Here is a 25,215-nt window from a genome sequence, read left to right on the forward strand (position 1 = left end):
CTCGCCAAGGTCAGCGGCCGCTTCACGAAGTTCGAAGGCACCATCCAGGTCGACACCGCCGACATCAGCAAGTCCAGCGTGGCCGTCACCATCGACGCCGCCAGCCTGACCACGGACAACGAGGCCCGCGACAAGCACCTGAAGTCCCCGGACTTCTTCGACGTGGCGAAGTACCCCACCATCACCTTCAAGAGCACCTCCGTGAAGGAAGTGGCCAAGGGCAAGCTGGAGATCACCGGCGACTTCACCCTGCACGGCGTGACCAAGCGCATCACCTTCCCCATCACCAACGCGGGGACCCAGCCCGGCATGGCGCCCGGCAGCGTGGTGGCAGGCTTCATCGACGGCGCCCTCAGCCTCAACCGCAACGAGTACGGCATCAAGACCTTCCCCGGCGTCATCGGCGAGACCGTCGCCGTCAGCCTGAACGCCGAGGCCGGCAAGGTCGCCCAGATCGCCCAGAAGTAAGCCGATTCCGATCGCGCTGTCCCCATCCGCCTCCGGCCGTTCCCCTGGAGCGGCCGGAGGCGGGCCGTTCTGCCCTTCTTTCCCGGAGGTTCCGCCATGACTCCATCCCTCCCTTCCCCAGGTCCTCTGCAGCAGGACGCCGCTTCAGGCCTGGCCTACCGCGTGATGCAGCCCCAACCCGACCGGCCCCGGGGCCTCGTCGTGCTCCTGCACGGGGTCGGGGGCCGGGAGACGGACCTTGCCGACCTCGCGGCCGGCCTGGCTCCGGACACCCTGGTGGTGCTGGTCCGCAGCCGCCTCCCGCTCGGGCCCGGCCAGTTCGGCTGGTTCCGCGTGGCGTTCACCGCGGAGGGCCCGAAGATCGCCGCAGGCGAAGCCGAGGACAGCCGCCACGCGCTCATCCGGCTCGTCGACCACCTGCAGGCCGACTACGGGGTGGAGGCGCGCCGGACCGTCCTCGCCGGGTTCAGCCAGGGCGGCATCATGAGCGCCAGCGTGGCCCTCAGCGCCCCTGAGCGCGTGGGCGGGTTCGCCATCCTCTCGGGCCGCATCCTGCCAGAGCTCGAGCCCCGGATCGCCAGGCGGGAATGGCTGGCGCACCTGCGCGCCTTCATCGGCCACGGCGAGCGGGACCACACCCTGCCCATGACCTGGGCCCGGCGGGCCGATCAGTGGCTGGAGGACCTGGGTGTACCCCACGTCACGCGCCTCTATCCGGCCGGACACACCATTAACCCCGAGATGCGGGCCGATGTCCTCGCCTGGATCGGCGGGCTGGCCGGAGCTGCTTGACCTCGGTGCGTGCCGCTTCGAAGCGGCCTAGAACCGGGCCCCGAGCTGGATCTGGATGTCGAAGGCGCCGCTGTCGTCCTCAGAACTGACGCTGGTTTTGGTGGATAGCTCGGCGCCGGGGCTGAGGTAGAGACCCAGGTTGAAGTAGCCATGGCGGCCCAGGACCCGGGTATAGCCCCCTCCGATGAAGGGCGCTGTGGTGGCGGCCCGGCTCACCTCGCCGGTCATCAGGGATTCCTCCCGCTTGGACCAGCGGAACACCGCACCGCCGAGGTACCAGCTGCCCGGTGACTGGGGGCTGAAAAGGTAGTTCACGAGGGGGCCGCTGCGGGTCTCCGTCGTTTCCGTCAGCCTGCGGCCGGTGAAGGGATCATTGAAGTGGTCCCGCCACTGGACGTGCCGGAAGCCGACCTGCCAGGGGCTCGCGGCCGGCCGTAAGCTGATCTGAAAGTCCTGGCCCCGTTCGGCCAGCAGGAATACGCCCGCTCCTACCCTGAACTCCTGCGCCCGGAGGAAGGGCGGCCCCAGGAGCAGGATCACCAGCCATATGAGGACGCGTCGGGGCATCGGCCCACCTGCTCAGAATCGCCGCCCGACGCCCAGCCATACGTTGGGACCGGTGGAGTCGGTGTCGGCGGTGACCGTGGGCGGGGCCAGGGAGCCGCTGGCGGCGACGTCGTGCTTGAGGCGGGCCCAGGTGTAGCTCACGCCGGCCTCGGCGTACCAGGTGCGCTTCTCGGAGAAGTAGACGTCCACACCGACTCCGAAGGTGTACATGGGGAACCATCCGTCGTTGTTCACGTGGAGCAGGGTCTCGTCCAGGTAGGGGTTGCGCAGCGTCAGGCTGGTGCGGTCCTTCTCGTAGGCCACGCCCAGGCCGCCCTGGAGGAAGGGGATCCAGCGGCGCTCTGTGCCCAGGGGACGGAACTGGGCGAGGACGAGAAGGTCCGCGTAGACCGTGTACTTCTGCTCGAAGGCGAGGGTGGCGGGGCCGGCGGGTGAGTCCACGGTGGCCGCGCCATCGATCTTGCCCCGGGAATAGTCCAGCTCGAGCCCAACCTTCCAGCGGGGATCCAGGTCCCGGAAGGCCTGCAGGCCCAGGTTGAGGTTGGCCACGTCGTCCCAGGTCTTGAACGACTGGCCCGTGGCCGCGTTGATGTCCTTGATCTGGCGGTTGGTCTCCGTCTGCTTGGGCCAGCTCTGCTGGAGGTAGACCGTCATGGTCCAGGGCGCCGCCTCCTGGGTGGCGGCTGGCGCTCCCGTCAGGAGGAGGGCCGCGCCAAGCAGGGTGGAGATGGGCAGGCCGGAAGCGGGCAGGCGGAGGCGTGCGAAGGGCGTCGTCATGGGCTCACCGGAAAAGGTGCCCCATGGATAATCCCGGCTCGGACACGTGTCAATGTGAAAAGAGGATTCATGGGTCGTCTTGACAGGGCTGGCCCGGATGACAACCCTGGTCCATGCCCCTCTTCTCCCGTCCCGATGGCGATCTGATCCGCGGCGAGGCTCCCGTGCGGCGCATCATGCCCTACCTCATGCGGGGCCGGAACGAGAGCTGCGTCTACCAGGAATCCGTATACCGCATCGCGGCCGCGCGCGTCTGGCTCAAGGCCTACAACCGCACCCACCATCCCCGCGCCACGCTCTTCCACCTGGTGGCGTACGCCACTGCGGTGGCGCTCGAGGCCCGCCCGCGCCTGAACCGGTTCGTCTCGGGCGGACGGATCTACCAGCGCCGCGGCGTGTCCATCTCCTTCGTGGCCAAGCGTGAGTTCACGGATGACGGAGCCGATGTCACGGTGAAGCTGGCGTGCCCCAAGGGCGAGAGCTTCCCGGACTTCTCCCGGCGCATCTCGACGCGGGTGGACGAGGCGCGGGAGAAGGACTGCGCCGTGGACAAGGAAGTGGCGCTGATCATGCGGCTTCCTGGCCCGCTGGTGCGCGGGCTGGTGGCCCTCGCGCGATGGCTGGACCGCTGGAACCTCTTTCCCGGGTTCATGATCCGGGACGACCCCATGTACGCGACGATCTTCCTCGCCAACCTGGGCTCCGTGGGCGTCTCCGACGTGTTCCACCATCTGTACGAATACGGCACCGTCTCCATCTTCGGGGCCGTGTCGGCCCCCCGCCGCGCGGTCTTCGCCGGCCGGGACGGCGCGACCTCCGAGGAGGCCCTGTCCGTGCGCTGGACCTTCGACGAGCGCATCGACGACGCCTTCTCCTGCGCCCGCTCCCTGGCCCTGGTGCAGAAGATCCTCGAGGATCCGGCCCGCTGGCTGGGCCCGCCGGAGGGAACACCCGTCTGGTCGGGCGTGGATCCGGGGGCGCCGATATCATGATCGCCGCCCTGCGGCCCTCCGAGCGGCTGACGACCCTGGTCCTGGCGGGCCTGCTGCTGCTCATCGTGTTGGCGCGGCCCGAAGGGGGCATCCCCCGTGGCGCCACGTTCGCGGGGCTGCTCGTGGCCCTCCTGCTGGTGGGTCGGGTGACGGGGAAGGCGGGCGCGGTGCTGCGTGACTTCCTGCCGATCCTGGTGGTGCTCCTCGTGTTCCTGCTCCTCCAGCCGCTGGTGGTGGCGGTCAACGTCCACCGCTGGGACGTGGCGCTCGCCGCCGCCGACGCCCGCTGGTTCGGCCGCCTCGCCATGGCCTGGCACGGCGCCTTCGGCCGGCCCGCGGCCTTCACGGACCTGGTCTACCTCGCCTACGCCAGCTTCTACTTCCTGCCCATCACGGTGGCGGTCCAGGCCTGGCGGCGGCTGGGCCCGGAGGGCTTCGAGCGGGTCGCCTTCCGGATCTTGCTGGGCTTCTACCTGTCCTTCCTGGGCTACTTCCTCTGGCCCGCGGAAGGCCCGAGGGTGCCGGAGGCGCTCGCGGCCGCGAAGCTGGGCGGCGGCGCCGTCTCCCAGGCCGTCCGCGCCTTCCTTCACGGGGCCGAATCCACCACGCTGGACGCCTTCCCCAGTGGCCATACGGCCCTCTCCGTGCTGCCGGCCCTGCTGGCCACGCGGCCCTTCCCGCGCTGGGCGCCGCTGCTCTGGGTCTGGGCCCTGGCCGTGGTCTTCGCCACGGTCTACATCGGCGTGCACTACGTGGTGGATGTGGCGGCGGGCCTCCTGCTCGCAGGCCTGACATTGACGCTCGCCGGACCACTTTCGGGGTGGCTGGCGAGGCCCTTCACCGCTCGAGGATGAAGGTCACGGGCCCATCGTTCACCAGCTCCACTTCCATGTGCTCCTGGAAGAAGCCGGACTTCACGCGGGGGTGCTGGGCCTTGAGCTGGTCGAGGAACTTCCGGAAGAGCAACCGGGCGGTATCCGGGGCCATGGCCTGATCGAAGGAGGGCCGCCGGCCTCTGGCGATGCTGCCCGCCAGCGTGAACTGGCTGATGGCGAGGATCTCGCCGCCCACGTCGGCAAGGCCGAGGTTCATCTTCCCGGCATCATCCTCGAAGACGCGCAGGGAGGCGATCTTGGCAGCCGCCCAGGCGCAGGTTTCCTCCGTGTCCCCGGTCTCGAGGCCCGCGAGTACCAGCAGGCCGGGCCCGATGGCGGCCTCCAGCTCTCCGCATCGGACCGAGGCCCGCTTCACGCGCTGGATGACGGCTTTCATGGCATGCCCCCCTCCGAACTGTGCCATGGCGGAGGGGCCGGGTCATCGGGTGGATCCGCAGCCGGCCGCATTCATGCTCAACCCTCAGGTCGGCTTCGGCGTAACCTGGGTTTCTCACCCATTCTTTCCAAGGAGCTCGAGCCCATGAAACGTCATGTGTCCTTGTCCAGCCTCCTGTGGTCTGGCCTTGTCCTGGCTCTGGCGCTGCCCCTGGCCGCCCAGGGGGCCAAGGCCCCGGTTGCCGCGGCCAAAAAGAGCCAGTTGCCGCCCCTCATCGACCGGGACAAGTTCTTCGGCAATCCCGAGATCGCCGCGGCCCAGATCTCTCCCGACGGGAAGTGGATCGCCTTCCTCAAGCCGTACAAGGAGACCCGCAACATCTGGGTCAAGAAGGTGGGGGAGCCCTACGCAAAGGGACACCTGATCACCGCGGATCCCAAGCGCCCCATTCCGGCCTTCTTCTGGAGCCGGGACGGCAAGCAGATCCTCTTCGTTCAGGACAAGGACGGCGACGAGAACTACAACGTCTATGCCGTGGACCCGGCGGCACCCGCCGCGGCCGGCAAGGAGGTCCCCGAGGCCCGCAACCTGACGGCGGCCAAGGGCGCCCGCGCCATGATCTACGCGGTGCCCAAAGCCGATCCCGACACGATCTACGTGGGCCTCAACGACCGCGACGCCGCCTGGCACGATGTCTACAAGGTGAAGATCTCCACGGGTGAGCGGACGCTGGTGCGAAAGAACACCGAGCGCATCGCCGGCTGGGTCTTCGACAAGCAGGCGAACCTGCGCCTGGCCCTGCGCACCACCGACAAGGGCGACACCGAGATCCTCCGCGTGGATCCCGAGGGCTTCAAGACGGTCTACGAGTGCTCGGTCTTCGAATCCGCGGCGCCGGTGAACTTCCACAAGGACGGCAAGCGGGTCTACCTGGAGACGAACAAGGGCGCCCGGAACCTCTCGGAGCTGGTGCTCTTCGATCCCGCCACCGGCAAGGAGGAGAAGCTCGAATCCGACCCCAAGGGCCGCGTGGACTTCGGGTCAGCCGTGTTCTCCGACCTGACGGACGAGCTGATCGCCACGACCTACGACGATGACCGCACCCGGATCTACTGGAAGGACAAGGCCTGGGAGGCGGACTACAAGCTGCTGCAGAAGAAGCTGCCCGGGCGGGAGATCAGCCTGGGCTCCATGACCACCGATGAGCAGCTGGTGATGGTGACGAGCACCAGCGACCGGGATCCCGGCACGCGCTACCTCTTCGACCGCCGCACCAAGAAGTTGAGCCTCGAATATGTCTCCCGCAAGGACCTGCCCCGGCAGGACCTCGTCGCCATGAGGCCCATCCGCTACACGTCCAGCGACGGCCTGGAGATCCCCGCCTACCTGAGCCTGCCCAAGGGCGTGCCTGCCAAGGGGCTGCCCCTGGTGGTGGTGCCCCACGGCGGCCCCTGGGCCCGGGACAGCTGGGGCTACAATAGCCTGGCCCAGTTCCTGGCCAACCGCGGCTACGCCGTGCTGCAGCCCAACTTCCGGGGCTCCACCGGGTACGGCAAGGCGTTCCTCAATGCCGGCAACAAGCAGTGGGGCGACCTCATGCAGGACGACCTCACCTGGGGGGTGAAGCACCTGGTGGCCCAGGGCATTGCCGATCCCAAGCGGGTGGGCATCCTGGGCGGGTCGTATGGCGGCTACGCCACCCTGGCCGGCGTGGCCTTCACGCCGGACCTCTACGCCGCCGCCGTGTCCATCGTGGGCCCCTCCAACCTGCTGACCCTGCTGGAGACCATCCCGCCCTACTGGGAGGCCGGCCGCATCGTCTTCCACGAGCGCATGGGCAACCCCAACACTCCCGAGGGCAAGAAGCAGCTGGAGCGCCAGTCACCGCTGAACTCCGCGGCGAAGATCCACACCCCGCTCATGGTCATCCAGGGCGCCAATGATCCCCGCGTGAAGAAGGCCGAGAGCGACCAGATCGTCATCGCCTTGCGGGATCGCGGTTTCCCCGTGGAGTACCTGTGCGCGCCGGACGAAGGCCACGGCTTCGCCAGGCCCGTCAACAACCAGGCCATGTTCGCCGCTGCAGAGACCTTCCTGGCCAAGTACCTCAAGGGCCGCCATCAGGAAGGTGGCAAGCCCGATGTCATGAAGCGCCTGCCGGAGATCACCGTCGATCCCAAGACCGTGGTGCTGGCGAAGAAGGCCGACGCGGCGTCCGTGACCATTCCCAAGCCCGTCGCCAAGCCCACGGCCGGCACCTTCACCTATGCCGGCACCTTCGCCATGGGACCGCGTTCCATGGCCATCACCATGATCCGCACGGTGAAAGAGGAGGGTGGCTCCTGGGTGGTGACCGATGCCACCAAGCTGCCAGGCGGGGAGGCGGTGGACACCACCACCATGGCCAAGGACAGCCTGGTGCCCCTGAAGCGCCAGGTGAAGCAGGGCCCCGTGGCCATCGAGGTGTCCTACGAGGGCGCCAAGGCCACGGGCTCCATGGCCATGGGCGGCGCCGCCAAGCCCTTCACCATCGAGCTGGGCGGCGGAGCCTACGCCGAGGGCTCTGGCGCCGAGGACGCCCTGGCCTGCCTGCCCCTGGCGGAGGGCTACACCGTCACCTTCCGCAATGTGGACCTCCAGCGCCAGAAGGTCCAGCTCAAGCAGGCCAAGGTGCTGGGCCAGGAGGACCTGAAGGTGCCCGCGGGCAGCTTCAAGGCCTGGAAGGTGGAGCTCACCTCCGCCGAAGGCGAGCCTGGCAACACCACCTTGTGGGTGGACACCGCCAGCCGGAAAGTCATCAAGACCACGGCCACGGGCCCCCAGATGGGCGGCGCCGTGATCACGGTGGAACTGCAGAACTGAAGGCCGGCAGGCGATGGAAAGGGCCGGGCCGCTGCCCGGCCCTTTCTATCTCCGCACCTTCCGCAGGATCTTGCCGGACAGGTCGCGGGCCTCGGGGTGGCCGAGGGCCACGGCGGCCAGGCCGTAGGCGGCCGCACAGGCGCCGATGAGGGGCAGCAACCGCAGGGCCAGGCCTGCCCGGCGGAACGCATGAGGGGCGTCCATCCCCAAGAGGCCCGCCCCCGCCCAGGCCAGCAGGCCCATGAGGATCGAGGCGGCCAGGGCGTGGAAGGTGGCCTTCAGGAGGGGGCGCAGGTCCAGGCCCGGCAGGCGCGGGCGCAAGCGCAGCAGGACGCCCAGCAGGCCCGCGAGGCTCGCCAGTCCGTTGGCCAGGGCCAGGCCGCCGGTGCCCAGGGGGCGCAGCAGGGCGAGGCTCAGGGCCACATTCAGCAGCAGCGTGCCGCCCGCCAGGACCGCGGGCCCCCGGTAGTCCTTGAGGGCGTAGAGGGCCTGGTTGCCCAGCCGCTGGGCCGCCACGAAGACCAGCCCCACGGATTGGAACACCAGCGTCAGGGCCGTCCAGTCAGAAGCCGCCGGCGTGTAGGCACCGGTGCGGAAGAGCAGGGCGCAGATGGGCCGCGACAGCACCGCCAGGCCCACGGAAGCCGGCAACACCAGGAGGGCCGAGGCAGAGATGGACTGGGTGAGGCTCTGATTCAGGCCTGCCCAGTCCTGGGCCTCGGCCTGGCGGGAGAGGGTGGGCAGGCCCGCGGTGGCGAGGCTCATGGCGAAGAGGCCCAGCACCATCTCGCCCATCATGCCGCTGTTGTAGAGCACCATCTGGGCGCCGTTGGGCAGCAAGGAGGCCAGCATGGCGCTGATGAGGGCGTTGATGGGATAGATCCCGGCTGCCAGGAGGCCTGGCCCCATGCGGCGCAGGGTCTTGAGCACCCAGGGGTCCCGCAGGTGAAGGCCGAAGGAGAGGCCGAAGCCCTCCTTCCGGATGGCCGGCAGCAGCACCAGGAGCTGGAGCACGCCCCCGGCCAGCACAGCCAGGGCGCACACGACCGCCACCGTCTCGTAGGGAACTCGCGCCGAGCGCTCCAGCACGCGGAGCGCCGTCCAGCCGAAGCCGATGAAGGCCACGTTCCAGAAGATCGAGACGGCGGCCGCCAGGGCGAAGCGGTGCCGCAGGTTCAGCAGGCCCGCGAAGCCCGCCGTGAGGCTCACCAGGGCCAGGTAGGGGAACATGATGCGCCCCAGTTTCGTAGTGAGCTCGCCCTGCGCTTCGGGGCGCCCCATCATGAGCAGGCCTGCCAGGGGCCCCATGAGCAGCAGTACCAGGACCACGCCCAGCAGCAGGATGGCCAGCAGCGTGCCCAGGAAGCGCGCCGCCACGGCCCGCATGGCTGCCTCGCCCTCGGCGGTCTCCGCTTCCGCCAGGGTGGGCAGGAAGGCAGCGGTCATGGTGCCCTCGGCCGTGAAGCGGCGCAGGAGGTTGGGCAGGCGGAAGGCCACGGCATAGGCGTCCGCTGCCGCGCCCGCCCCCAGCACGTGGCTGAGGAAGAAGGTCTGGAGCAGCCCCGTGAGGCGACTCAGCAGCGTCATGAAGCCCACGACCCCCGCAGAGCGGAGCAGGCTGGGACGGGTGGGGGGCGGCTCGGTCATCGTGAGCGTCTTTCCTCTGCGCTCTCCGCGTTGTCTGCGGTGAAGGAACCGCCTGGGAAGCCGAACCGTGGAACTGGGTCCGGAAAGACTGGAGCCGCTAGTCGGAATTGAACCAACGACCATCCGCTTACAAGGCGGGCGCTCTACCAACTGAGCTATAGCGGCACGAGGTCCAGTCTATCGGGTTTTGCGGCTTTCCTGAACGGCGCCGAGGGAGGCTGGGGCCGAACTTGTTGTTATGGATCCGCGGACGGGGCCCCGCTTGTCAAGCGGCCTTCAGTCGCCTGCCTTGCGATCGGCCAGAAGACTGGGGCCGACCTGGTTGTTATGGATCCGCGGACGGGCCCCCGCTCGGAACGCTGCACGGCAGCGTCCCTCGCGACCCGTTAGCGCGGATCCCCGACCGGGTTCCGCTTCAGGTCTTCCATGAACGTCTCCATCCACTTGGTGGAGAAGGCGCCGGAGATGAAGTCGGGGTGGTCCATGATTCGGCGGTGCAGGGGGGCGGTGGTCTTGATGCCCTCGATGACCAGGGTGTCCAGGGCGCGGCGCATGCGGGCGATGGCCTCGGTGCGGTCGGCGCCGTAGGCGATGAGCTTGGCCACCATGGAGTCGTAGTGGGGCGGGATGACTGCGTCCTGGTGCATGGCGGTGTCCACGCGGATGCCGGGGCCGCCGGGGAAGTGCAGGGCGCTGATGCGGCCGGGGCAGGGCGTGAACTTGAAGGGGTCTTCCGCGTTGATGCGGCACTCGATGGCGTGCCCCTTCTGGATCACGTCCTCCTGGCGGAAGCTGAGCTTCTGGCCGGCGGCGACGCGGAGCTGTTCCTTCACGATGTCGATGCTTGTCACCAGCTCGGTGACGGGATGCTCCACCTGCACGCGGGTGTTCATCTCCATGAAGAAGAAGTCGCCGCGCTTGTCGAGGAGGAACTCGATGGTGCCGGCATTGTAGTAGCCCACGGCCCGGGCCGCCTTCACGGCGGTGTCGCAAATGCGCTGGCGCAGTTCCGGCGTCAGCGCCGCGCTGGGGCTCTCCTCGATGAGCTTCTGGTGGCGGCGCTGGATGGAGCACTCGCGCTCGCCCAGGTGCACCACGTTGCCGAAGAGGTCGCCCATGATCTGGACTTCGATGTGGCGCGGCTCCAGGAGGTACTTCTCCATGTAGACAGCATCGTCGCCGAAGGCGCTCTTGGCCTCGCTGCGGGCGGTGTTGTAGAGGTCCGGCAGCTCTTCGGGGGAGTTGACGATGCGCATGCCGCGCCCGCCGCCGCCGGCGCTGGCCTTCACGATGACGGGGTAGCCGATCTGCTCGGCCACCACCAGGGCCTCCTCCACCGTCTCGATGATGCCGTCGCTGCCGGGCATGAGGGGAACCCCCGCCTCCAGCATGGTGGCCTTGGCCTGGGCCTTGTTGCCCATCTTCCGGATGATCTCGGCGTTGGGTCCGATGAACGTGATCCCGCAGGCCTGGCAGACTTCCACAAAGTGGGCGTTCTCGCTGAGGAACCCGTAGCCGGGGTGGATGGCCTCGGCGCCGGTGACCTCTGCGGCGGCGATGACCTGGGGGATGTTCAGGTAGGACTTGGAGGAGGGCGGGGGGCCGATGCACACCTCCTCGTCGGCAAACCGCACGTGGAGCGCGTTGCGATCGGCCTCGGAGTAGACGGCCACGGTCTGGATGCCCATCTCCTTGCAGGCCAGGATCACGCGGAGCGCGATCTCGCCGCGGTTGGCGATGAGGATCTTCCTGAACGGCGGCTCGTCCGGCGCGGTGGGTGCGGGCTGCGAGCCCTTGCGCTTGATGGCGGAGGCCATGGCTAACCGATCCGGACCGCGAAGAGGCGCTCGCCGTATTCGACGGGGGTGCCGTTCTCCACCAGCACCTTCACGACCTCGCCGGAGACGTCGCACTCGATCTCGTTCATGAGCTTCATGGCTTCGACGATGCAGAGTGTCTGGCCGGGCTTCACGAAATCGCCGGGGGAGACGTAGGGCGCGGCGGTGGGGTTCGAGGCGCGATAGAAGGTGCCGACGATGGGGCTGGTGACGTAGTGGATGCCGGGCTCATCCGCGGGGACGGCCGGCTGGGCCGCGGGGACCGCCGCGGCGGGGGAGGGCTGGGCCGCGGGGACGGCGACCACCATCTGAGGGGCGGCCATGGGGGTGGCCTGGACGACAGGAGCCGGGCCGTCCTTCCGGATGCGGAAGCGCATGTCGCCGGCTTCGAACTCGAATTCCTGGAAGGGCTCGCGACCCACCAGGGCGATGAGCGCCTTGATCTCCTCCAGGCCCAGGGAGGCGCCGGGGGCGGTCCGGGGGGCCGCTGCCTTGGGCGTGGCCTTGGAGGGGGCGGCCTTGGGGGCCAGGGCGGGCTTCTTGGCTACAGCGGATTTCTTGCGTGAGGTGCTCATCAATGCTCCAACGGTCGGATCAGGCTGGGGAAGGGAACGAGCATAGCAAACCAGCCGGACAGGGTCAGGTCACGATTCTTCCGGCGGATCGGCGGCCACGGCTTTCTTGCGCAGCCGGGGGCCGGTTTCTTCGGGGCGGAACTCTTTGCGCGCGGCATCCAGGATGCCGTTGAGGAATTGCGTGCCTTCCTGGTCGCTGAATTCCTTCACGATCTCCAGTGCCTCGTTGATGACGATGGGGAAGGGCACTTCCTTGACGTACATCAGCTCGAAGAGCCCCAGGCGCAACAGGTTGCGGTCCACGGCCGCCATGCGGTGGATCTTCCAGTGCTCGGCGTATTTGGCCAGCACGTCATCGATCTCCTCCATGTGGCCGTACACGCCGTCCACCAGGCGCCGGGCGTAGTAGAAGGCATCCCGGTTCAGGTCCTGGATGGCGTAGAACCCGGCGAACACCTGGTCCGGCTGGTAGCCGGTGAGGTCCATGGCGTACAACATCTGAAGGGCGTACTCGCGCCCCCGGCGGCGAACTCCCATCTACTTGCGTCCCTTCGTTCCGGCCTTGAGGGCGTGCGCGAGGTCGGCCATCTCGAGGACGCTCTGGGCGGCCTCCCAGCCCTTGTTGCCCATCTTGGCGCCGGCCCGGTCGATGGCCTGCTCCACGCTGTCGGTGGTCAGCACGCCGAAGGACAGCGGCAGGCCGGTGTCCAGGGCCACCTGGGCGGCGCCCTTGGTGACCTCGGCGGCGATCATGTCGAAATGGGGCGTGCCTCCGCGGATCACCGAGCCCAGGACGATGACGCCGGCGTAGCGGCCGCTCTGGGCCGCCAGCTTGGCCGCCTGGGGCAGCTCGAAGCTCCCGGGGACGCGGATGAGGTCCATCTGGTCTTCATGGCCGCCGTGGCGAAGGATGCAGTCCTTCGCGCCCTCGATGAGGCGGTCGACGATGAAGTCGTTCCAGCGCGAGGCCACCAGGGCGAAGCGGTCGCCGTCGTGGACGCGGATGTGGCCCTCAAAGATCCCCATGGGAACCCCCCGAAAGGTGGTTGAAGGGGAAGAGTCTAACACGGTGCGAGAGCGGGCCAAGTAGAGATTCCGCAGGTCTCTCCCGCTGCCGTCCTCTCCTCGGAGGGTCTCTTCTTATGGATTGAACGGTGACGCCTCCATGAAATCCCAGGCCGCGGCGCCATTCATGGGTGGCGTGAGGATCCAGGCATTTACGCGGATGAGAAGGGATCGCCCCGTTGCCGCGGCCGAATCCACCTCGGCGCGCCCAGCGCTCGGTGCATCCCACACCACCTCGCCGGTGCCGGTGAGGTGCAGAAGGTCGCCGCAGTCGAAATCGGGAACCACCAGCCCTAGCCGCGCGTCCACGGCCAGGTTTCCGAATGACTGGAACAGTCCGTTGCCGGGGTAGTCCGGCAATCGCAGGGTGCGCTCGTCGAGGACTTCCACGAAGCCCGGCTGCCCACCCCGGTGGGAGGTGTCTACCCCGCGATCCGGATGCATCGTGGCCAGGAAAAGAGTGTCGGCGCCGGTGATGCGGGCTTGTTCCGAGGTTCCGAGGACAAGGCCTGATCGCGATTCCGAAACCGCCTGTATGGCGCCCTGGGCAGCGGCGGGGGCCCGCCTCTGGATGTATTTGGGGCAATTGGGGAAGGCTTCCTCGACGGTCAGGCGAACCTGATGAGGATCCGACACCGCGACGCGCCCATTCACCCGAAGTCGCCGCCACGTGACGAGCTCGATGAACAGCGCGCCCAGGGGCTGGCCCACGGAGATCCCCGTCAACAACGGGTTCGCGGGATGAACGGGCGCATGCGTCAGATCGAACCCCACCTCAGCTCCGTCCACTGAAACTTCAGCCAAGCCTTCACGACCCATCAGGATCGAGCACCACAGGCGGCCCTGGCCGTCGGTCCCACCGAGGACGGCCCAGGGCTGACGCGCAACAAAGGGAATGGCCTGAGGCATGACGCGGGGTTGAATCATGCGTCCGTTGAGCACGGCGGTGTGGCGTTCGCCGGCCCGGGCCTGGACCTTGAGCTCACCTTCATGGAAAGGGCCTGGATGAGTCATGGCTCCTCCTCCTGGGCCCGGCGCCCCGGAAGGCGTCGGGCCGGTGAATCCTCCGCGGGGTTCGCGTGCCTTAGAAGGTCACGAGCCGATAGCCCTTGACGAGGTAGTCACCCAGGCTGATGACCCCGCCCACGCCAGGAATCTGCAGATCGCGACCGAGGGGCAGACCTGTGGCCTGGGCCTCCTCCGTGGTGCCGAACACATCGGCGCAACCTCCGCAGATGCCCGCCACCTTGTCCTGCACCGCCCGGAAGAGGGGGCCGGCGGGATGGTCGGTCTTGGTCACCTCGGCGGCCCAGCGGGTACCGGCGCCCTGGAAGATGAGGGCGACCTCCTCACCGCGCGACTTGAGGTCGTAGGTCAGGAAAAGGGCGTTGAAGAGGCGGCCCAAGGCCTCCTCGGATCCAACCTTGGGATCCGAGAAGAGGACGATGGCGGTCTTGGTCATGAGAGACTCCCGGATTAGACCGAACGATCGGTAAAGTCAAAGATATGGCCCCCTGAAGTCCGGGTCAATATGTTTTAGACCGATCGTTCGGTGTATTTTTTCTCTATGAGCGGCGAGCGATCCACCCGTGAAGGCATTCTTCTGAACCTCCTGGAGGAATTCCGGGAGTGCGGGTTCGACGGGGTCTCGCTTGCCCGCATTTCCGAGGTGACCGGTCTGGGGCGGGCCAGTCTCTACCACCACTTCCCGGGTGGGAAGGGCGAGATGGCCGAGGCAGTGATGGCGTTGGCGGCCGACTGGCTGGAAGACCACGTGTTTGTGTCGCTGGACGGACCCGGCGAGCCCGAGGCCCGCCTCGCGGAGGTACTGGCCGCCTTCAACGCCTTCTACGGCGAAGGCACGAAGTCCTGCCTCCTGGATGTCATGGCCCTGAGGAACCAGCCCGGAGCCCGAGCTTCGGTGAAGCGGATCTTCCAGCGTCTTGTCCACGGATTCGAGCGCCTGGCATTGGATGCGGGGCACCCTCCAGAGGCCGCCCGGCAGCGGGCCGAGGCGGCCATCGTCGCCATCCAGGGCAGCCTGATCGTGGCCAGGGGGCTGGAGGCGCCCGACGTATTCCTCCGGGTGATCGAATCGCTGCGCCGGGACTACCTGCGGATTGTCTGAATGCCCAGGTCGGCCGGGGATCCGGTTCAGCCCCAAGCTGCCAATAAGAACGCCGACCTGTTGGCCGGCGTTCTGATCGGGCGAAGCTGAAATCAGACCGTGACGGTGTCGGCGATCTCCCGGAAGTCCGCGATCTGGTCGAAGTTCATGTAGCGGTAGATGTCCTTCGCCTTGGCGTCCACGACGCCGATCTGGGCCCTGTACTCCTCCACCGTGGGGATCTTCCCGAGGAGGGCGCAGATGGCGGCCAGCTCAGCGGATCCCAGGTAGACGCGGGTGTCGAGGCCCAGGCGGTTGGGGAAGTTGCGGGTGGAGGTGGACATGGCCGTGCTGCCCTTGCGGACCTGCGCCTGGTTGCCCATGCAGAGCGAGCAGCCGGGCATCTCCATGCGGGCGCCCGTGCGGCCGAGGATGCCGTAGTAGCCCTCCTGGGTGAGGATGTAGGCGTCCATCTTGGTGGGCGGGGCGATCCAGAGCCGGGTGGAGAGGTCGGTCTTGCCGTCGAGCAGCTTCCCGGCGGCGCGGAAGTGGCCGATGTTGGTCATGCAGGAGCCGATGAACACCTCGTCGATGGTGTCGCCGGCCACGGTGGACAGCAGCTTCACGTCGTCCGGATCGTTCGGGCAGGCCACGATGGGCTCCTTCACGTCCGCGAGGTCGATCTCGATGACGGCGGCGTATTCCGCGTCCGCATCGGGGGCCAGCAGCTCGGGTTTGGCGATCCAGGCCTGCATGGCCTTGATGCGGTTCTCCAGCGTCTCGCGGTGCTCGTAGCCGTTGGCGATCATCCACTTCATGAGCGTGATGTTCGAGGTCATGTACTCGATGATCGGTTCCTTATCCAGGCGCACGGTGCAGCCGGCGGCGGAGCGCTCGGCGGAGGCGTCCGTCAGCTCGAAGGCCTGCTCCACCTTCAGCTTGGGCAGGCCCTCGATCTCGAGGATGCGGCCGCTGAAGATGTTCTTCTTGCCCTTCTTCTCCACCGTCAGGAGGCCCTGCTGGATGGCGTAGTAGGGGATGGCGTTCACCAGGTCGCGCAAGGTGACGCCGGGCTGCAGCTCACCCTTGAAGCGCACCAGCACGGATTCGGGCATGTCGAGCGGCATGACGCCCGTGGCGGCGGCGAAGGCCACCAGGCCCGAGCCCGCGGGAAAGGAGATGCCGATGGGGAAGCGGGTGTGGGAGTCGCCGCCGGTGCCCACGGTGTCGGGCAGGAGCAGGCGGTTCAGCCAGCTGTGGATGACGCCGTCGCCGGGCTTCAGGGAGACGCCGCCGCGGTTCGTGATGAAGGGCGGCAGCTCGCGGTGGGTCTTCACGTCCACGGGCTTGGGGTAGGGCGCGGTGTGGCAGAAGGACTGCATCACCATGTCGGCGGAGAACTGGAGGCAGGCCAGGTCCTTCAGCTCGTCGCGGGTCATGGGGCCCGTGGTGTCCTGGGAGCCCACGGTGGTCATCTTCGGTTCGCAGTAGGTGCCGGGGCGGATGCCCTTCACGCCGCAGGCGCGTCCCACCATCTTCTGGGCGAGGCTGAAGCCCTTGCCGGTGTCCTTGGGCGTGACGGGCATGCGGAAGGCGGTGGAGGCTGGCAGGCCCAGGGCCGCGCGGGCCTTGGTGGTGAGGCCGCGGCCCACGATGAGGGGGATGCGGCCGCCGGCGCGGACCTCGTCGAAGATCACGTCGGACTTCACCTTGAACTCGGCGATGACCTGCCCGTTCTTCAGGGCCTTGCCCTCATAGGGGCGCAGCTCGATGACATCGCCCATCTCCATGCCGTTCACGTCCAGCTCGATGGGCAGGGCGCCGGCGTCCTCCATGGTGTTGTAGAAGATGGGGGCGATCTTGGTGCCGAGACACACGCCGCCGAAGCGCTTGTTGGGCACGAAGGGGATGTCCTCGCCCGTGAACCACAGCACGGAGTTGGTGGCGGACTTGCGGGAGGAACCGGTGCCCACCACATCGCCCACGTAGGCCACCAGGTTCCCCTTGGCCTTGAGGCCCTCGAGCTGCTTGAGCGGACCCACCTTGCCCGGGTCGTCGGGATTGATGCCGGGCCGGGCGTTCTTCAGCATGGCCAGGGCGTGGAGCGGGATGTCGGGGCGGCTCCACGCGTCGGGCGCGGGGGAGAGGTCGTCGGTGTTGGTCTCGCCGGTCACCTTGAACACGGTGAGCGTGAGGCTCTGGGGCACCTCGGGGCGGCTGGTGAACCACTCGGCCTCGGCCCAGGACTTCAGCACGGCCTGGGCATTCTGGTTGCCCTTGTCGGCCTTGGCCTTCACGTCTTCGAAGGCGTCGAAGACCAGCAGGGTCTTCTTGAGGCCCTCGGCGGCGATCGCGCCCACGGCAGCGTCGTCCAGCAGGTCGATGAGGGGCTTGACGTTGAAGCCGCCCAGCATGGTGCCCAGCAGCTCCGTGGCCTTCTCGCGCGAGACCAGAGCCACCTTCTCCTTGCCACTGGCGACCGCGGCCAGGAAGGCCGCCTTCACGCGGGCGGCGTCGTCCACGCCGGCGGGCACGCGGTGGGTCAGCAGGTCGAGGAGGAAGGCCTCTTCGCCCTTGGGGGGATTGGCCAGCAGGCGGGTGAGCTCGTCGGTCTGAGCCTCGGTGAGCGGCAGGGGCGGAATCCCGAGGGCGGCACGCTCGGCAACGTGTTGGCGATAGGCTTGCAGCACGGTCAACTCCCCCTGGAAACGCCGCTTGGCGCGAACGATATGGCTTTGGCGGGGCACCATCCCCCGCAGAGGGCAGGCATAGACTCCCGCCAGGTCCATTCTACATGGGCCGCTCTGGGGAGCGCCCACCGGCGCCGTTGTGGAGGCCAACTTCGGGGCTAATTCCTAGTAGCCGGCTGCCTGGCCGTCCTTCCGCGACTCGCTGGCGCCGAAGTAGACCTTCTGCCTGGGATCCCAGCGGATGGCCTGGTAGCCGCCGTAGCCACCGAACATCCAGCCCACGCCATGGCCGCGGTTCATCAGCTCGCGGACCGTCTCATAGGGAAACCCACTTTCCAGTTGGATGGTACCCGGCAGCTTCCCCTTCTCACCCGTAGGCTCCGGCGAGCCGTCGTGGCTCATGCGGGGGGCGTCTCCAGCCTCCTGGGCGTTCATGCCGAAGTCGATGAGGTCCATCACGATCTGCGCGTGGCCGATGGGCTGGAACTCGCCGCCCATGACGCCGAAGCTCAGGAAGGGCTCGCCGTTCTTCGTGATGAAGCCCGGGATGATGGTGTGGAACGGTCGCTTGCCAGGGGCGTAGGTGTTGGCGTTGCCTTCTTCGAGATTGAACAGCTCGCCGCGGTCCTGGAGGCAGAAGCCCAGGTCGCCCGGTGTCATGCCGCTGCCCATGCCGCGGTAGTTGCTCTGGATGAGGCTCACCATGTTGCCCTCGCCGTCGGCGGTGGTGAGGTAGACCGTGTCGCCTTCCTTCAGGGGCGGGTGGCCCGCCTCCAGGCGGCGCGAGGCCCGCTCACCGATGAGGGCCCGGCGCTGGGCGGCGTAGTCCTTCGACAGCAGCCAGGAGAGCGGCACCTTCATGAAGGCCGCGTCGGCGTAGAACTTGGCCCGGTCCTCGAAGGCCAGCTTCTTGGCCTCCGTGAACAGGTGCACGTGCTGCGGGCTGCCGAAGGGGATCTTCGAGAAGTCGTAGCCCTCGAGGATGTTCAACATCTGGAGGGCGGCGATGCCCTGGCCGTTGGGGGGCAGCTCCCACACGTCGTAGCCGCGGTAGTTCACGCTGACGGGTTCCACCCAGTCCGAGTGGTGGGCGGCCAGGTCTTCAAAGCTGAGGAAGCCTCCGTTGGCCTTCATGTAGGCGTCGATCTTCCGGGCGATCTCGCCCTTGTAGAAGGCGTCGCGGCCGTCCCTGGCGAGGACCTCCAGCGTCTTCGCCAGGCGCGGGTTGCGGAAGACCTCGCCGCTCACGGGGCCGCGCTTGCCGTCCACGGTGAAGGTCTCGAGAAAGCCCGGGTACTTGCCCAGCACGGGCACGCTGCGGCCCCAGTAGTAGGCGATGAGTTCGGAAACCGGGAAGCCCTCCTTGGCGTAGCGGATGGCGGGCGCCAGCACCTGGGCCATGGGGAGCTTCCCGAACTTCCGGTGCAGCTCGAACCAGCCGTCCACGCAGCCGGGCACGCTCACGGGCAGCGGTCCCTGGGGTGGGATGTGCTTCAGGCCCAGCTTCTTGAAGTGATCGAGGGTGAGGGATTTCGGCGAACGGCCGCTGCCGTTGAGGCCATGCAGCTTTTTCGTCTTCGCGTCCCACACGATGGCGTAGAGGTCACCGCCCATGCCGCTGCCCGTGGGCTCCATGAGACCCAGGGCGGCATCCGCCGCGATGGCCGCATCCACCGCGGAGCCGCCCTGCTTGAGGATATCGAGGGCGATCTGGGTCACCAGGGCCTGGCTGGTGCAGGCCATGCCGTGCTGGGCCGCCACCTCGGAGCGCGTGGCGAAGGCCCGGCCCGTGACGCGGTCGCCGGCCAGCAGGGAGAAGGCGGCCAGGGGAAGAGCGAGGCATGCCGCGGGGAGGCGCGTCGAGAGGCGCATAGGGAACTCCGGGAGAGGACCTCATTGAAGCCCTGGTTGCCTCGCAAGTCGAGGCTTCATTTCGAGGTCCGCTGCGCCATGCTGGTGTCGAGGTGTCCCATGACGTTCGATGCTGCCACCCGGGAAGCTCATCTTCTGCGTTACCGCACGGGCCCCGCCCTGCTCCGTCGGGCCTGGGAGGAGGTGCCCGTGGAGGCCCGCACCTGGCGACCCGCCGAGGGGAAGTGGAGCGCCCACGAGGTGGTGGTCCACTGCGCCGACTCCGAGACCTATGCCGCCATCCGGATCCGGCTCCTGCTGGCGGATCCCGAGCCCCTCATCGTGGGCTACGACGAGAACGCGTGGGCGCAGCGCTTCGACTACCATGCCTCGGACCCGGAGCTGGCGCTCCAGCTGATCGAGGCGGCGAGGGCGCACACGGTTTCCACGCTCGAGCGGCTGCCGGAATCGGCCTGGGGCCGCCTGGGTCGCCACACGCAGAGCGGCCCTTACGGATCCGATGACTGGCTCCGGAACTACGCCGCCCACCTGGAGGTCCACGCCGCCCAGATCCGGCGGAATGCGGCAGCCTGGAAGACGCGCTGAACCCCCACCAGCGAATGTCGCAACACCCTCGTCGGCCATGGCTAGAATGAGCGACTCCCCGAAGGAGATCCCATGCCTCTCGTGCGCATATCTCATCGTTCCGGCGTGAGCGACGCCTATCGGCAGACCCTGTCGGACGGCGTCCAGGAAGCGCTCGCCGCGACAGTGAACGTCCCGGCGGACGATCGCTTCCACATCCTCACGGAGCACGTCTCGGGCCTGATCTTCGATCCCCATTACCTGGGCATCGAACGGTCGCCGGAATGGGTGGCCATCCAGATCACGCTCCGGAAGGGACGCACCGTGGAGATGAAGCAGGCGCTGTACCGCCGGATCGTGGAAAACCTGGCGAAGGATCCCGGTCTCCGACCCGAGGACGTGATGATCTGCCTGGTGGAGAACGAGCTGGCCGACTGGTCCTTCGGGAAGGGTGAAGCCCAGTATGTCCGCTGACCTCGACCTGGACGCCTACCTGCGGCGCATCGGCTTCGCGGGCGAGCCGCGGCCCGACCTGGCCACGCTGCGGGCTCTGCATCTGGCCCACGCCTCCACCATCCCCTTCGAGAACCTGGACATCCAGATGGGGCTGCCCATCCGCCTGGACCTTGCCTCCCTCCAGGCCAAGCTGGTGCGCCGCCGCCGCGGCGGCTACTGCTTCGAGCAGAACGGCCTCTTCCTGGCGGTACTCCGTCGCGTGGGCTTCGAGGTCATCCCCTGCGAGGCGAGGGTGCGTCGCGGCGCGACCGCGCTGCTCCCCCGCACCCACATGCTGCTGCTGGTGCTGCTGGAGGGCGGACGCTGGCTCTGTGACGTGGGCTTCGGCGGGGAGGGGCTGTTGCAACCCCTGCCATTGGACGGCCAGCCCCATGTCCAGTTCCTGCACCGCTACCGCGTGGCCGAGGAGACGGATGGAGAGCCGCTGAACGTGCTCCAGTGCCTCCAGGACGGCACCTGGGTGGACTTCTACGCGTTCCGGGCCGAGGAGCGGTTCCCGGTGGACTACGAGATGGCCAACCATTACACAAGCACCCATCCCGAGTCCCGCTTCGTGGCCACCCTCACGGCGCAGCTTCCGGGCCCCGAGGTGCGCCGCATCCTCCGCAACCGCGCCTATGCCGAGATCCGCGGCGACGCCATCGAGGGTCGCGAGCTTACGCCGGAAGAGGTCATCCCCGTCCTGAGGGAGGTCTTCGGGCTGGACGTTCCCGAAGGGGCGAGCTTCCGGGCCTTCGGAGGCTAGTCTCCGTAGCGCGTGGGAAGGGCCGCCAGTTCCCGGGACACTTCGCCGGCCAGATGCCTCCTCTGGGCCTCGGGGAGCTGGTCGGCCACCGGGTAGATCCGCTCCTCCTCCAGGGAGTTGTGCGCTGCCAGGCGACGTTGGACGGCCTCGACACCGGACCGGATCGCGGCCCAGTCCAGCTCGGCCCCCTTCAGGGCGTTCACGGCCGCCGCCAGGGTGGCCATGAAGAAGTCGTGGTCCTCGCGCAGGGTCTGGAGGGCCTCCGCCAGGTCCGGGCGGGCCTCGGCCACGGCAGGGAAGAGGGCCCTGTGCTCTGCGCGGATGTGCACGGCCAGGCGCATCCAGATCCGATCCAGGGCCCGGTGCGCCTCCGGCTGGAGACCGCGATCCATGGCCATCCTGGCTTCTCCGAAGAGCGCATCGATCTCGGCATGGTCCGCCGCCAGGTGGCCGGCGATGGGATCCGGGCTCTCCCTCCCGGCGCTCTCCCGGGCGGCGATGACATGCTCGGCCTTCCCAGATTCGAAGATCTTCTGCAGCTCGAGGAAGGTGGCGCCCAGGGCAGAGCCCTGCGCCCGCCGCCGTCGCCAGTAGATCCAGCCGCGGGCCTCCATCCAGAGCCCCAGCCGGTCCAGCAGGCCCAAGGCCACCACGACGAGGGCGAGAGCCAGGAGGGGGTCGGGCGGCGAGATGGACACGGAGTCTCCTGCCGGAGCGTGGGATCATGGTGCCATGACCAAGGTTGCGCCATGAGCGCCAAGGCGCCATCCACCAACGCCACGCGGCTGCTCCGGCAGGCGGGCGTGGCCTACACCGAGCACCTCTACCGCTACGAGGACCACGGCGGGACGGCCGTGAGCGCCCGGGAGCTGGGCGTGGATGAGCACGCGGTCATCAAGACGCTGGTGATGGAGGATGAGAAGGGCGTGCCGCTCGTCATCCTCATGCACGGCGATCGCGAGGTGAGCACGAAAGAACTGGCCCGCCAGGTCGGCGCGAAGACCGTGCAGCCCTGCAAGCCCGAGGTGGCCAACCGCCACAGCGGCTACCTGGTGGGCGGCACCAGCCCCCTCGGCACCAGGAAGGCCATGCCCATCCACGCCGAGGCCAGCATCTTCGTGCTGCCGAAGATCTATCTCAACGGCGGCAGCCGCGGCTTCCTTGTGGGGCTGGATCCGAAGGATCTGGAGCGGGTGTTGAAGATCGTCCGGGTGAACGTGGCGATTCCGTAGGCGCCGACACACTCCTTCAGACTGTTTAACCGCAGAGAACGCGGAGAGCGCAGAGGAATTTTGTCAAAGACTGCCAGAGAAATCTCCGGCGCAAAGGGGGACTGAACTTTCGAAGATTTCATTGGTGGAACCGGCTCTCAATTACTGATGGGCGCCCGTAGCTTCTTTCCAGTTCTGTAAATGATCGTGATAATCACGATTGATCCGAAGAACACTGCTGTATCGAGCAATTCCCAGCCACCACCCGGAGATCCCACCTGACTGAATAGACCAGAACACCCGGGGGTCGCTCCGAGGATCCGTCCCAGACCATCTCTGTGCACCCCTGTCCTGGGATCTATATTTTCGACATAACCTACCAAGACAAGTGCCAGGGCCAAGCAGGCAGCGTAGAGAATCGCGATTCCTTGGAGGATCAATCCAACACCTTTTCTCATTGGCCTACTCCCTGTCGAATCCGTGACGAACGTCAGGGTTCTGATTGACGAAGGTGTTCAAACCACGTCCTTCTGAAGCAAGCGCCTTCATTTGATCAATTTTACTGGGGTGGATTCGCTTGGTTGAGTAGGTATAGACACGTTTGTTGCGGAAACGAATCTTGATGAATTCCTCTCCGATTTGGAATGCCTCGACACCGGATCGGTCGCTTCCCAGGTATGGCTGCCACTCGACATCTCTCGATGCACCCACCTCCTGCCTGCTCACGTTTGCCCAGTCGCATCCACCAGAAATAAGGATGGCGCAGCCTATCGCAGCAACGACGATTTTGTTCATGACGTATCCAAGATCATTGACGAAAAAGATACATCTTAGTTAGGTACCGGTATCATTAATTTATCAACCAATTCCTCCGCGTTCTCTGCGTTCTCTGCGGTTGAGCCTTATCTTTATTCGGGCCCGCCTCACCCTCTCAGCGGACCTTCGGAGGTTTCGATGACGCACACCAGGCGCCCCCTCGGCCGGACCGGCCTCTCCATCTCCCCGCTGGTCTTTGGCGGCAATGTGTTCGGCTGGACCATCGACAAGAAGACCTCGTTCGAGATCCTGGACCGCTTCGCGGGAGCGGGTTTCGAGGCCTTGGACACCGCCGACGTCTACTCGATCTGGAAGCCCGGGAACCAGGGCGGCGAATCCGAGGCGATCATCGGGGAGTGGATGAAGGACCGCCGCTGCCGCGACCGGATCGTCCTCATCACCAAGGTGGGGATGGAGATGGGGCCGGATCGGAAGGGCCTGTCCGCGGCCTGGATCGAGCGCGCCGTGGAGGACTCCCTGCGCCGCCTCCAGACCGACCACATTGACGTCTACCTGTCCCACAAGTTCGATCCGGGCACGCCCCATGAGGAGACCCTTGCCGCCTACCAGAAGCTGATCGCCGCCGGGAAGGTGCGGGCCGTCGGGGCCTCCAACTACGACGCGGGCCAGTTGGGCGCGGCCCTCGGCGCCTCCGCCAAGGGCCTTCCCCGCTACGAGGTTCTGCAGCCGGAGTACAACCTGTACGACCGCCAGAGCTACGACGGCGCCCTCCGGGACCTCGCCATGGCCGAGGGGCTGGGCGTCATCACCTACTTCAGCCTGGCCAAGGGCTTCCTCAGCGGTAAGTACCGCAGCGAAGCGGATCTCGGGAAGAGCCCGCGGGGGAAGGGGGTCAAGGGCTACCTGAACGAGCGGGGCTTCCGCATCCTGGGGGTGCTGGACACCGTGGCCGCGCGGCACGGGGCCAAGCCTGCGGAGGTGGCCCTGGCCTGGCTCATGGCGCGCCCCGGCGTCACGGCTCCCATCGCCAGCGCCACCAGCCTGGACCAGCTGGACAGCCTGATCCGCGCGGCCTCGCTGACGCTGAGCGCCGAAGACATGGCCGCCCTGGAGACCGCCAGCCGGTACTGAGTTGCACCGGAGGCCGGCGCTCAGGCTTTGGCATCCCGCTCATAGGCGTGCCGGAGCCAGGGCAGGACCCCATCGAGATCCGCCTCCGTGGTGATCTCCAGCTTGTGCGTGATCCGGTCCTTCTTCCGGAACCCGCCGGTGTCCTTGAGCCGCCCGGAGGGGTCCTTGACGGTGGCGGGATCGCCCAGCGCCAGGCCCAGGTCCAGGCGCGAGGCGAAGGGCTTCACCTGGGCGAAGACGTGATGGCGGTAGAGGGGGACGATGGTCTCGCAGGGGCAGACCTTCACGTCGGAGCCGAGCCCCCGGGCCCGGAGGACGATGGCCTCGAAGAGCGGGCGCAGGGCGGCCTTCTTCCCCGCGTATTGGGCCTCCACGTAGCGGGGCGCCGCGGCCAGATAGCCCTCCGGCGTGTCGTCGAAGGCGTGGCTGGTGGCTTGGCCGGGCGCAGCGCAGGCCCTCTGGGCCACCAGGCCGGCCTGGTTGCCGCCGAGGCCCTGGGCCTTCAGCCAGGCTGAGCAGCCCTTGAGGTCGGCTGGGGCTTCTTTCCGGGCCAGGGCCACCCAGGCTGCCAGGTCGCGGCCCGAGTTCCGCTCGAGGTTGGCGAGGATGGCCTGGATGTAGGCCACGCTGGGGTGTAGGTCATAGGGGCAGGGGACTTGGGATTGAGCGGCCATGGAGGCTCCTGCGCAGAAGTCTAGCTGTGATCCCTGTCATGGGTTCCAGGTTCCACGACCGTGCTACCTTCCC

At 67.5% G+C, this 25,215-nt stretch carries 26 protein-coding genes and 1 tRNA gene; 11 read left to right on the forward strand and 16 right to left on the reverse strand.

Annotated elements, in window-relative coordinates; translation table 11 throughout:
• Positions 1-468 (forward strand): YceI family protein (locus tag ML539_RS11960; protein WP_243324139.1); only part of this gene is annotated, 468 nt, incomplete at its 5' end.
• Positions 469-564: 96 nt separating this feature from the next.
• The gene (locus tag ML539_RS11965; protein WP_243324140.1) at positions 565-1,260 is read left to right on the forward strand and encodes an alpha/beta hydrolase-fold protein; all 696 of its coding nucleotides are present in this window, start codon (positions 565-567) and stop codon (positions 1,258-1,260) included.
• A 27-nt stretch (positions 1,261-1,287) separates the two neighbouring features.
• Here ML539_RS11965 and ML539_RS11970 read toward each other — a convergent pair whose 3' ends face one another.
• Together ML539_RS11970 and ML539_RS11975 are read right to left on the reverse strand one after the other, a co-directional pair.
• The gene (locus ML539_RS11970) at positions 1,288-1,827 is read right to left on the reverse strand and encodes a hypothetical protein (RefSeq protein WP_243324141.1); all 540 of its coding nucleotides are present in this window, start codon (positions 1,825-1,827) and stop codon (positions 1,288-1,290) included.
• A 12-nt stretch (positions 1,828-1,839) separates the two neighbouring features.
• Positions 1,840-2,604, reverse strand: coding sequence for a hypothetical protein (locus tag ML539_RS11975; protein ID WP_243324142.1), 765 nt, complete (start codon positions 2,602-2,604; stop codon positions 1,840-1,842).
• 113 nt (positions 2,605-2,717) lie between these two features.
• Here ML539_RS11975 and ML539_RS11980 point away from each other — a divergent pair, with 113 nt between their 5' ends.
• Positions 2,718-3,596: a 2-oxo acid dehydrogenase subunit E2 gene (locus tag ML539_RS11980; RefSeq protein ID WP_243324144.1), complete on the forward strand. Its 879-nt coding sequence runs from the start codon at positions 2,718-2,720 to the stop codon at positions 3,594-3,596.
• Positions 3,593-4,450: a phosphatase PAP2 family protein gene (locus tag ML539_RS11985; RefSeq protein ID WP_243324145.1), complete on the forward strand. Its 858-nt coding sequence runs from the start codon at positions 3,593-3,595 to the stop codon at positions 4,448-4,450. Before ML539_RS11980 ends, ML539_RS11985 begins: the two co-directional genes overlap by 4 nt.
• Here ML539_RS11985 and dtd read toward each other — a convergent pair.
• Entirely contained in the window at positions 4,434-4,868 is a 435-nt protein-coding gene (dtd, locus tag ML539_RS11990) for a D-aminoacyl-tRNA deacylase (RefSeq protein WP_243324147.1), read from the reverse strand. The two genes, ML539_RS11985 and dtd, sit on opposite strands and share 17 nt — an antisense overlap.
• Positions 4,869-5,012: 144 nt before the next feature.
• On the opposite strand from dtd, the gene ML539_RS11995 reads away from it, so the two are divergent.
• Positions 5,013-7,730, forward strand: a complete 2,718-nt coding sequence (locus ML539_RS11995; RefSeq protein ID WP_243324149.1) for an alpha/beta fold hydrolase — start codon at positions 5,013-5,015, stop codon at positions 7,728-7,730.
• A gap of 45 nt (positions 7,731-7,775) precedes the next feature.
• Here the strand turns inward: ML539_RS11995 and murJ are convergent, their stop codons facing one another.
• The 8 genes from murJ to ML539_RS12035 form a co-directional block, all read right to left on the reverse strand.
• Entirely contained in the window at positions 7,776-9,377 is a 1,602-nt protein-coding gene (gene murJ / locus ML539_RS12000) for a murein biosynthesis integral membrane protein MurJ (protein WP_243324151.1), read from the reverse strand.
• A gap of 89 nt (positions 9,378-9,466) precedes the next feature.
• Positions 9,467-9,542: transfer RNA gene (locus tag ML539_RS12005), tRNA-Thr, on the reverse strand.
• 221 nt (positions 9,543-9,763) lie between these two features.
• On the reverse strand, positions 9,764-11,194 hold the full coding sequence (accC, locus tag ML539_RS12010; protein ID WP_243324153.1) for an acetyl-CoA carboxylase biotin carboxylase subunit: 1,431 nt from the start codon (positions 11,192-11,194) through the stop codon (positions 9,764-9,766).
• Between the two features lie 2 nt (positions 11,195-11,196).
• Positions 11,197-11,790 carry an acetyl-CoA carboxylase biotin carboxyl carrier protein gene (gene accB / locus ML539_RS12015; protein WP_243324154.1) on the reverse strand — a complete coding sequence of 198 codons (594 nt, stop codon included), beginning with the start codon at positions 11,788-11,790 and terminating at the stop codon, positions 11,197-11,199.
• A 69-nt stretch (positions 11,791-11,859) separates the two neighbouring features.
• Positions 11,860-12,327 (reverse strand): transcription antitermination factor NusB, encoded by a 468-nt coding sequence (gene nusB / locus ML539_RS12020; RefSeq protein ID WP_279341638.1) that lies wholly within the window; start codon positions 12,325-12,327, stop codon positions 11,860-11,862.
• On the reverse strand, positions 12,328-12,816 hold the full coding sequence (gene ribH / locus ML539_RS12025) for a 6,7-dimethyl-8-ribityllumazine synthase (protein ID WP_243316997.1): 489 nt from the start codon (positions 12,814-12,816) through the stop codon (positions 12,328-12,330). It lies immediately after the preceding gene.
• 114 nt (positions 12,817-12,930) lie between these two features.
• The gene (locus tag ML539_RS12030; RefSeq protein ID WP_243324162.1) at positions 12,931-13,869 is read right to left on the reverse strand and encodes a pyridoxamine 5'-phosphate oxidase family protein; all 939 of its coding nucleotides are present in this window, start codon (positions 13,867-13,869) and stop codon (positions 12,931-12,933) included.
• A gap of 70 nt (positions 13,870-13,939) precedes the next feature.
• The gene (locus ML539_RS12035) at positions 13,940-14,317 is read right to left on the reverse strand and encodes a DsrE family protein (protein WP_243324164.1); all 378 of its coding nucleotides are present in this window, start codon (positions 14,315-14,317) and stop codon (positions 13,940-13,942) included.
• A gap of 105 nt (positions 14,318-14,422) precedes the next feature.
• Here ML539_RS12035 and ML539_RS12040 point away from each other — a divergent pair, with 105 nt between their 5' ends.
• Positions 14,423-14,983, forward strand: coding sequence for a TetR/AcrR family transcriptional regulator (locus ML539_RS12040; RefSeq protein ID WP_243324165.1), 561 nt, complete (start codon positions 14,423-14,425; stop codon positions 14,981-14,983).
• 92 nt (positions 14,984-15,075) lie between these two features.
• On the opposite strand, the gene acnB is transcribed toward ML539_RS12040, so the two are convergent.
• Positions 15,076-17,652: a bifunctional aconitate hydratase 2/2-methylisocitrate dehydratase gene (gene acnB, locus ML539_RS12045; protein WP_243324167.1), complete on the reverse strand. Its 2,577-nt coding sequence runs from the start codon at positions 17,650-17,652 to the stop codon at positions 15,076-15,078.
• 165 nt (positions 17,653-17,817) lie between these two features.
• Positions 17,818-19,524 (reverse strand): gamma-glutamyltransferase, encoded by a 1,707-nt coding sequence (gene ggt / locus ML539_RS12050; RefSeq protein WP_243324168.1) that lies wholly within the window; start codon positions 19,522-19,524, stop codon positions 17,818-17,820.
• Between the two features lie 99 nt (positions 19,525-19,623).
• Between ggt and ML539_RS12055 the strand changes: the two genes are divergently transcribed.
• The 3 genes from ML539_RS12055 (at position 19,624) to ML539_RS12065 (ending at position 21,349) form a co-directional block, all read left to right on the forward strand.
• Complete coding sequence (locus ML539_RS12055; protein ID WP_243324170.1) at positions 19,624-20,109, forward strand: DinB family protein; 486 nt, start codon at positions 19,624-19,626, stop codon at positions 20,107-20,109.
• Positions 20,110-20,181: 72 nt separating this feature from the next.
• A complete protein-coding gene (locus ML539_RS12060; RefSeq protein ID WP_243324172.1) occupies positions 20,182-20,562 on the forward strand; it encodes a tautomerase family protein in 381 nt (126 codons plus the stop codon).
• The gene (locus tag ML539_RS12065; RefSeq protein WP_243324173.1) at positions 20,552-21,349 is read left to right on the forward strand and encodes an arylamine N-acetyltransferase; all 798 of its coding nucleotides are present in this window, start codon (positions 20,552-20,554) and stop codon (positions 21,347-21,349) included. Before ML539_RS12060 ends, ML539_RS12065 begins: the two co-directional genes overlap by 11 nt.
• On the opposite strand, the gene ML539_RS12070 is transcribed toward ML539_RS12065, so the two are convergent.
• The gene (locus ML539_RS12070) at positions 21,346-22,047 is read right to left on the reverse strand and encodes a hemerythrin domain-containing protein (RefSeq protein ID WP_243324174.1); all 702 of its coding nucleotides are present in this window, start codon (positions 22,045-22,047) and stop codon (positions 21,346-21,348) included. The two genes, ML539_RS12065 and ML539_RS12070, sit on opposite strands and share 4 nt — an antisense overlap.
• Before the next feature lie 51 nt (positions 22,048-22,098).
• Here ML539_RS12070 and ybaK point away from each other — a divergent pair, with 51 nt between their 5' ends.
• Positions 22,099-22,581, forward strand: coding sequence for a Cys-tRNA(Pro) deacylase (ybaK, locus tag ML539_RS12075; protein WP_243324176.1), 483 nt, complete (start codon positions 22,099-22,101; stop codon positions 22,579-22,581).
• Between the two features lie 441 nt (positions 22,582-23,022).
• Here ybaK and ML539_RS12080 read toward each other — a convergent pair whose 3' ends face one another.
• Positions 23,023-23,355 (reverse strand): hypothetical protein, encoded by a 333-nt coding sequence (locus tag ML539_RS12080; RefSeq protein WP_243324177.1) that lies wholly within the window; start codon positions 23,353-23,355, stop codon positions 23,023-23,025.
• A gap of 159 nt (positions 23,356-23,514) precedes the next feature.
• Between ML539_RS12080 and ML539_RS12085 the strand changes: the two genes are divergently transcribed.
• The gene (locus ML539_RS12085; protein ID WP_243324179.1) at positions 23,515-24,468 is read left to right on the forward strand and encodes an aldo/keto reductase; all 954 of its coding nucleotides are present in this window, start codon (positions 23,515-23,517) and stop codon (positions 24,466-24,468) included.
• Between the two features lie 20 nt (positions 24,469-24,488).
• Here the strand turns inward: ML539_RS12085 and ML539_RS12090 are convergent, their stop codons facing one another.
• Complete coding sequence (locus ML539_RS12090) at positions 24,489-25,142, reverse strand: DUF5655 domain-containing protein (RefSeq protein ID WP_243324182.1); 654 nt, start codon at positions 25,140-25,142, stop codon at positions 24,489-24,491.
• Positions 25,143-25,215 lie beyond the last annotated feature (73 nt).

Source organism: Geothrix sp. SG200, from assembly GCF_022808935.1.
Classification (GTDB): Bacteria; Acidobacteriota; Holophagae; order Holophagales; family Holophagaceae; genus Geothrix; species Geothrix alkalitolerans.

What these genes read in the sequence shown, in the direction of transcription:
- ML539_RS11965 (WP_243324140.1), top strand. Translation starts at nt 565, where the DNA reads ATGACTCCATCCCTCCCTTCCCCAGGTCCTCTGCAGCAGGACGCCGCT.
- ML539_RS11970 (WP_243324141.1), bottom strand. Translation starts at nt 1,827, where the DNA reads ATGCCCCGACGCGTCCTCATATGGCTGGTGATCCTGCTCCTGGGGCCG.
- ML539_RS11975 (WP_243324142.1), bottom strand. Translation starts at nt 2,604, where the DNA reads ATGACGACGCCCTTCGCACGCCTCCGCCTGCCCGCTTCCGGCCTGCCC.
- ML539_RS11980 (WP_243324144.1), top strand. Translation starts at nt 2,718, where the DNA reads ATGCCCCTCTTCTCCCGTCCCGATGGCGATCTGATCCGCGGCGAGGCT.
- ML539_RS11985 (WP_243324145.1), top strand. Translation starts at nt 3,593, where the DNA reads ATGATCGCCGCCCTGCGGCCCTCCGAGCGGCTGACGACCCTGGTCCTG.
- dtd (WP_243324147.1), bottom strand. Translation starts at nt 4,868, where the DNA reads ATGAAAGCCGTCATCCAGCGCGTGAAGCGGGCCTCGGTCCGATGCGGA.
- ML539_RS11995 (WP_243324149.1), top strand. Translation starts at nt 5,013, where the DNA reads ATGAAACGTCATGTGTCCTTGTCCAGCCTCCTGTGGTCTGGCCTTGTC.
- murJ (WP_243324151.1), bottom strand. Translation starts at nt 9,377, where the DNA reads ATGACCGAGCCGCCCCCCACCCGTCCCAGCCTGCTCCGCTCTGCGGGG.
- accC (WP_243324153.1), bottom strand. Translation starts at nt 11,194, where the DNA reads ATGGCCTCCGCCATCAAGCGCAAGGGCTCGCAGCCCGCACCCACCGCG.
- accB (WP_243324154.1), bottom strand. Translation starts at nt 11,790, where the DNA reads ATGAGCACCTCACGCAAGAAATCCGCTGTAGCCAAGAAGCCCGCCCTG.
- nusB (WP_279341638.1), bottom strand. Translation starts at nt 12,327, where the DNA reads ATGGGAGTTCGCCGCCGGGGGCGCGAGTACGCCCTTCAGATGTTGTAC.
- ribH (WP_243316997.1), bottom strand. Translation starts at nt 12,816, where the DNA reads ATGGGGATCTTTGAGGGCCACATCCGCGTCCACGACGGCGACCGCTTC.
- ML539_RS12030 (WP_243324162.1), bottom strand. Translation starts at nt 13,869, where the DNA reads ATGACTCATCCAGGCCCTTTCCATGAAGGTGAGCTCAAGGTCCAGGCC.
- ML539_RS12035 (WP_243324164.1), bottom strand. Translation starts at nt 14,317, where the DNA reads ATGACCAAGACCGCCATCGTCCTCTTCTCGGATCCCAAGGTTGGATCC.
- ML539_RS12040 (WP_243324165.1), top strand. Translation starts at nt 14,423, where the DNA reads ATGAGCGGCGAGCGATCCACCCGTGAAGGCATTCTTCTGAACCTCCTG.
- ggt (WP_243324168.1), bottom strand. Translation starts at nt 19,524, where the DNA reads ATGCGCCTCTCGACGCGCCTCCCCGCGGCATGCCTCGCTCTTCCCCTG.
- ML539_RS12055 (WP_243324170.1), top strand. Translation starts at nt 19,624, where the DNA reads ATGACGTTCGATGCTGCCACCCGGGAAGCTCATCTTCTGCGTTACCGC.
- ML539_RS12060 (WP_243324172.1), top strand. Translation starts at nt 20,182, where the DNA reads ATGCCTCTCGTGCGCATATCTCATCGTTCCGGCGTGAGCGACGCCTAT.
- ML539_RS12065 (WP_243324173.1), top strand. Translation starts at nt 20,552, where the DNA reads ATGTCCGCTGACCTCGACCTGGACGCCTACCTGCGGCGCATCGGCTTC.
- ybaK (WP_243324176.1), top strand. Translation starts at nt 22,099, where the DNA reads ATGAGCGCCAAGGCGCCATCCACCAACGCCACGCGGCTGCTCCGGCAG.
- ML539_RS12080 (WP_243324177.1), bottom strand. Translation starts at nt 23,355, where the DNA reads ATGAACAAAATCGTCGTTGCTGCGATAGGCTGCGCCATCCTTATTTCT.
- ML539_RS12085 (WP_243324179.1), top strand. Translation starts at nt 23,515, where the DNA reads ATGACGCACACCAGGCGCCCCCTCGGCCGGACCGGCCTCTCCATCTCC.
- ML539_RS12090 (WP_243324182.1), bottom strand. Translation starts at nt 25,142, where the DNA reads ATGGCCGCTCAATCCCAAGTCCCCTGCCCCTATGACCTACACCCCAGC.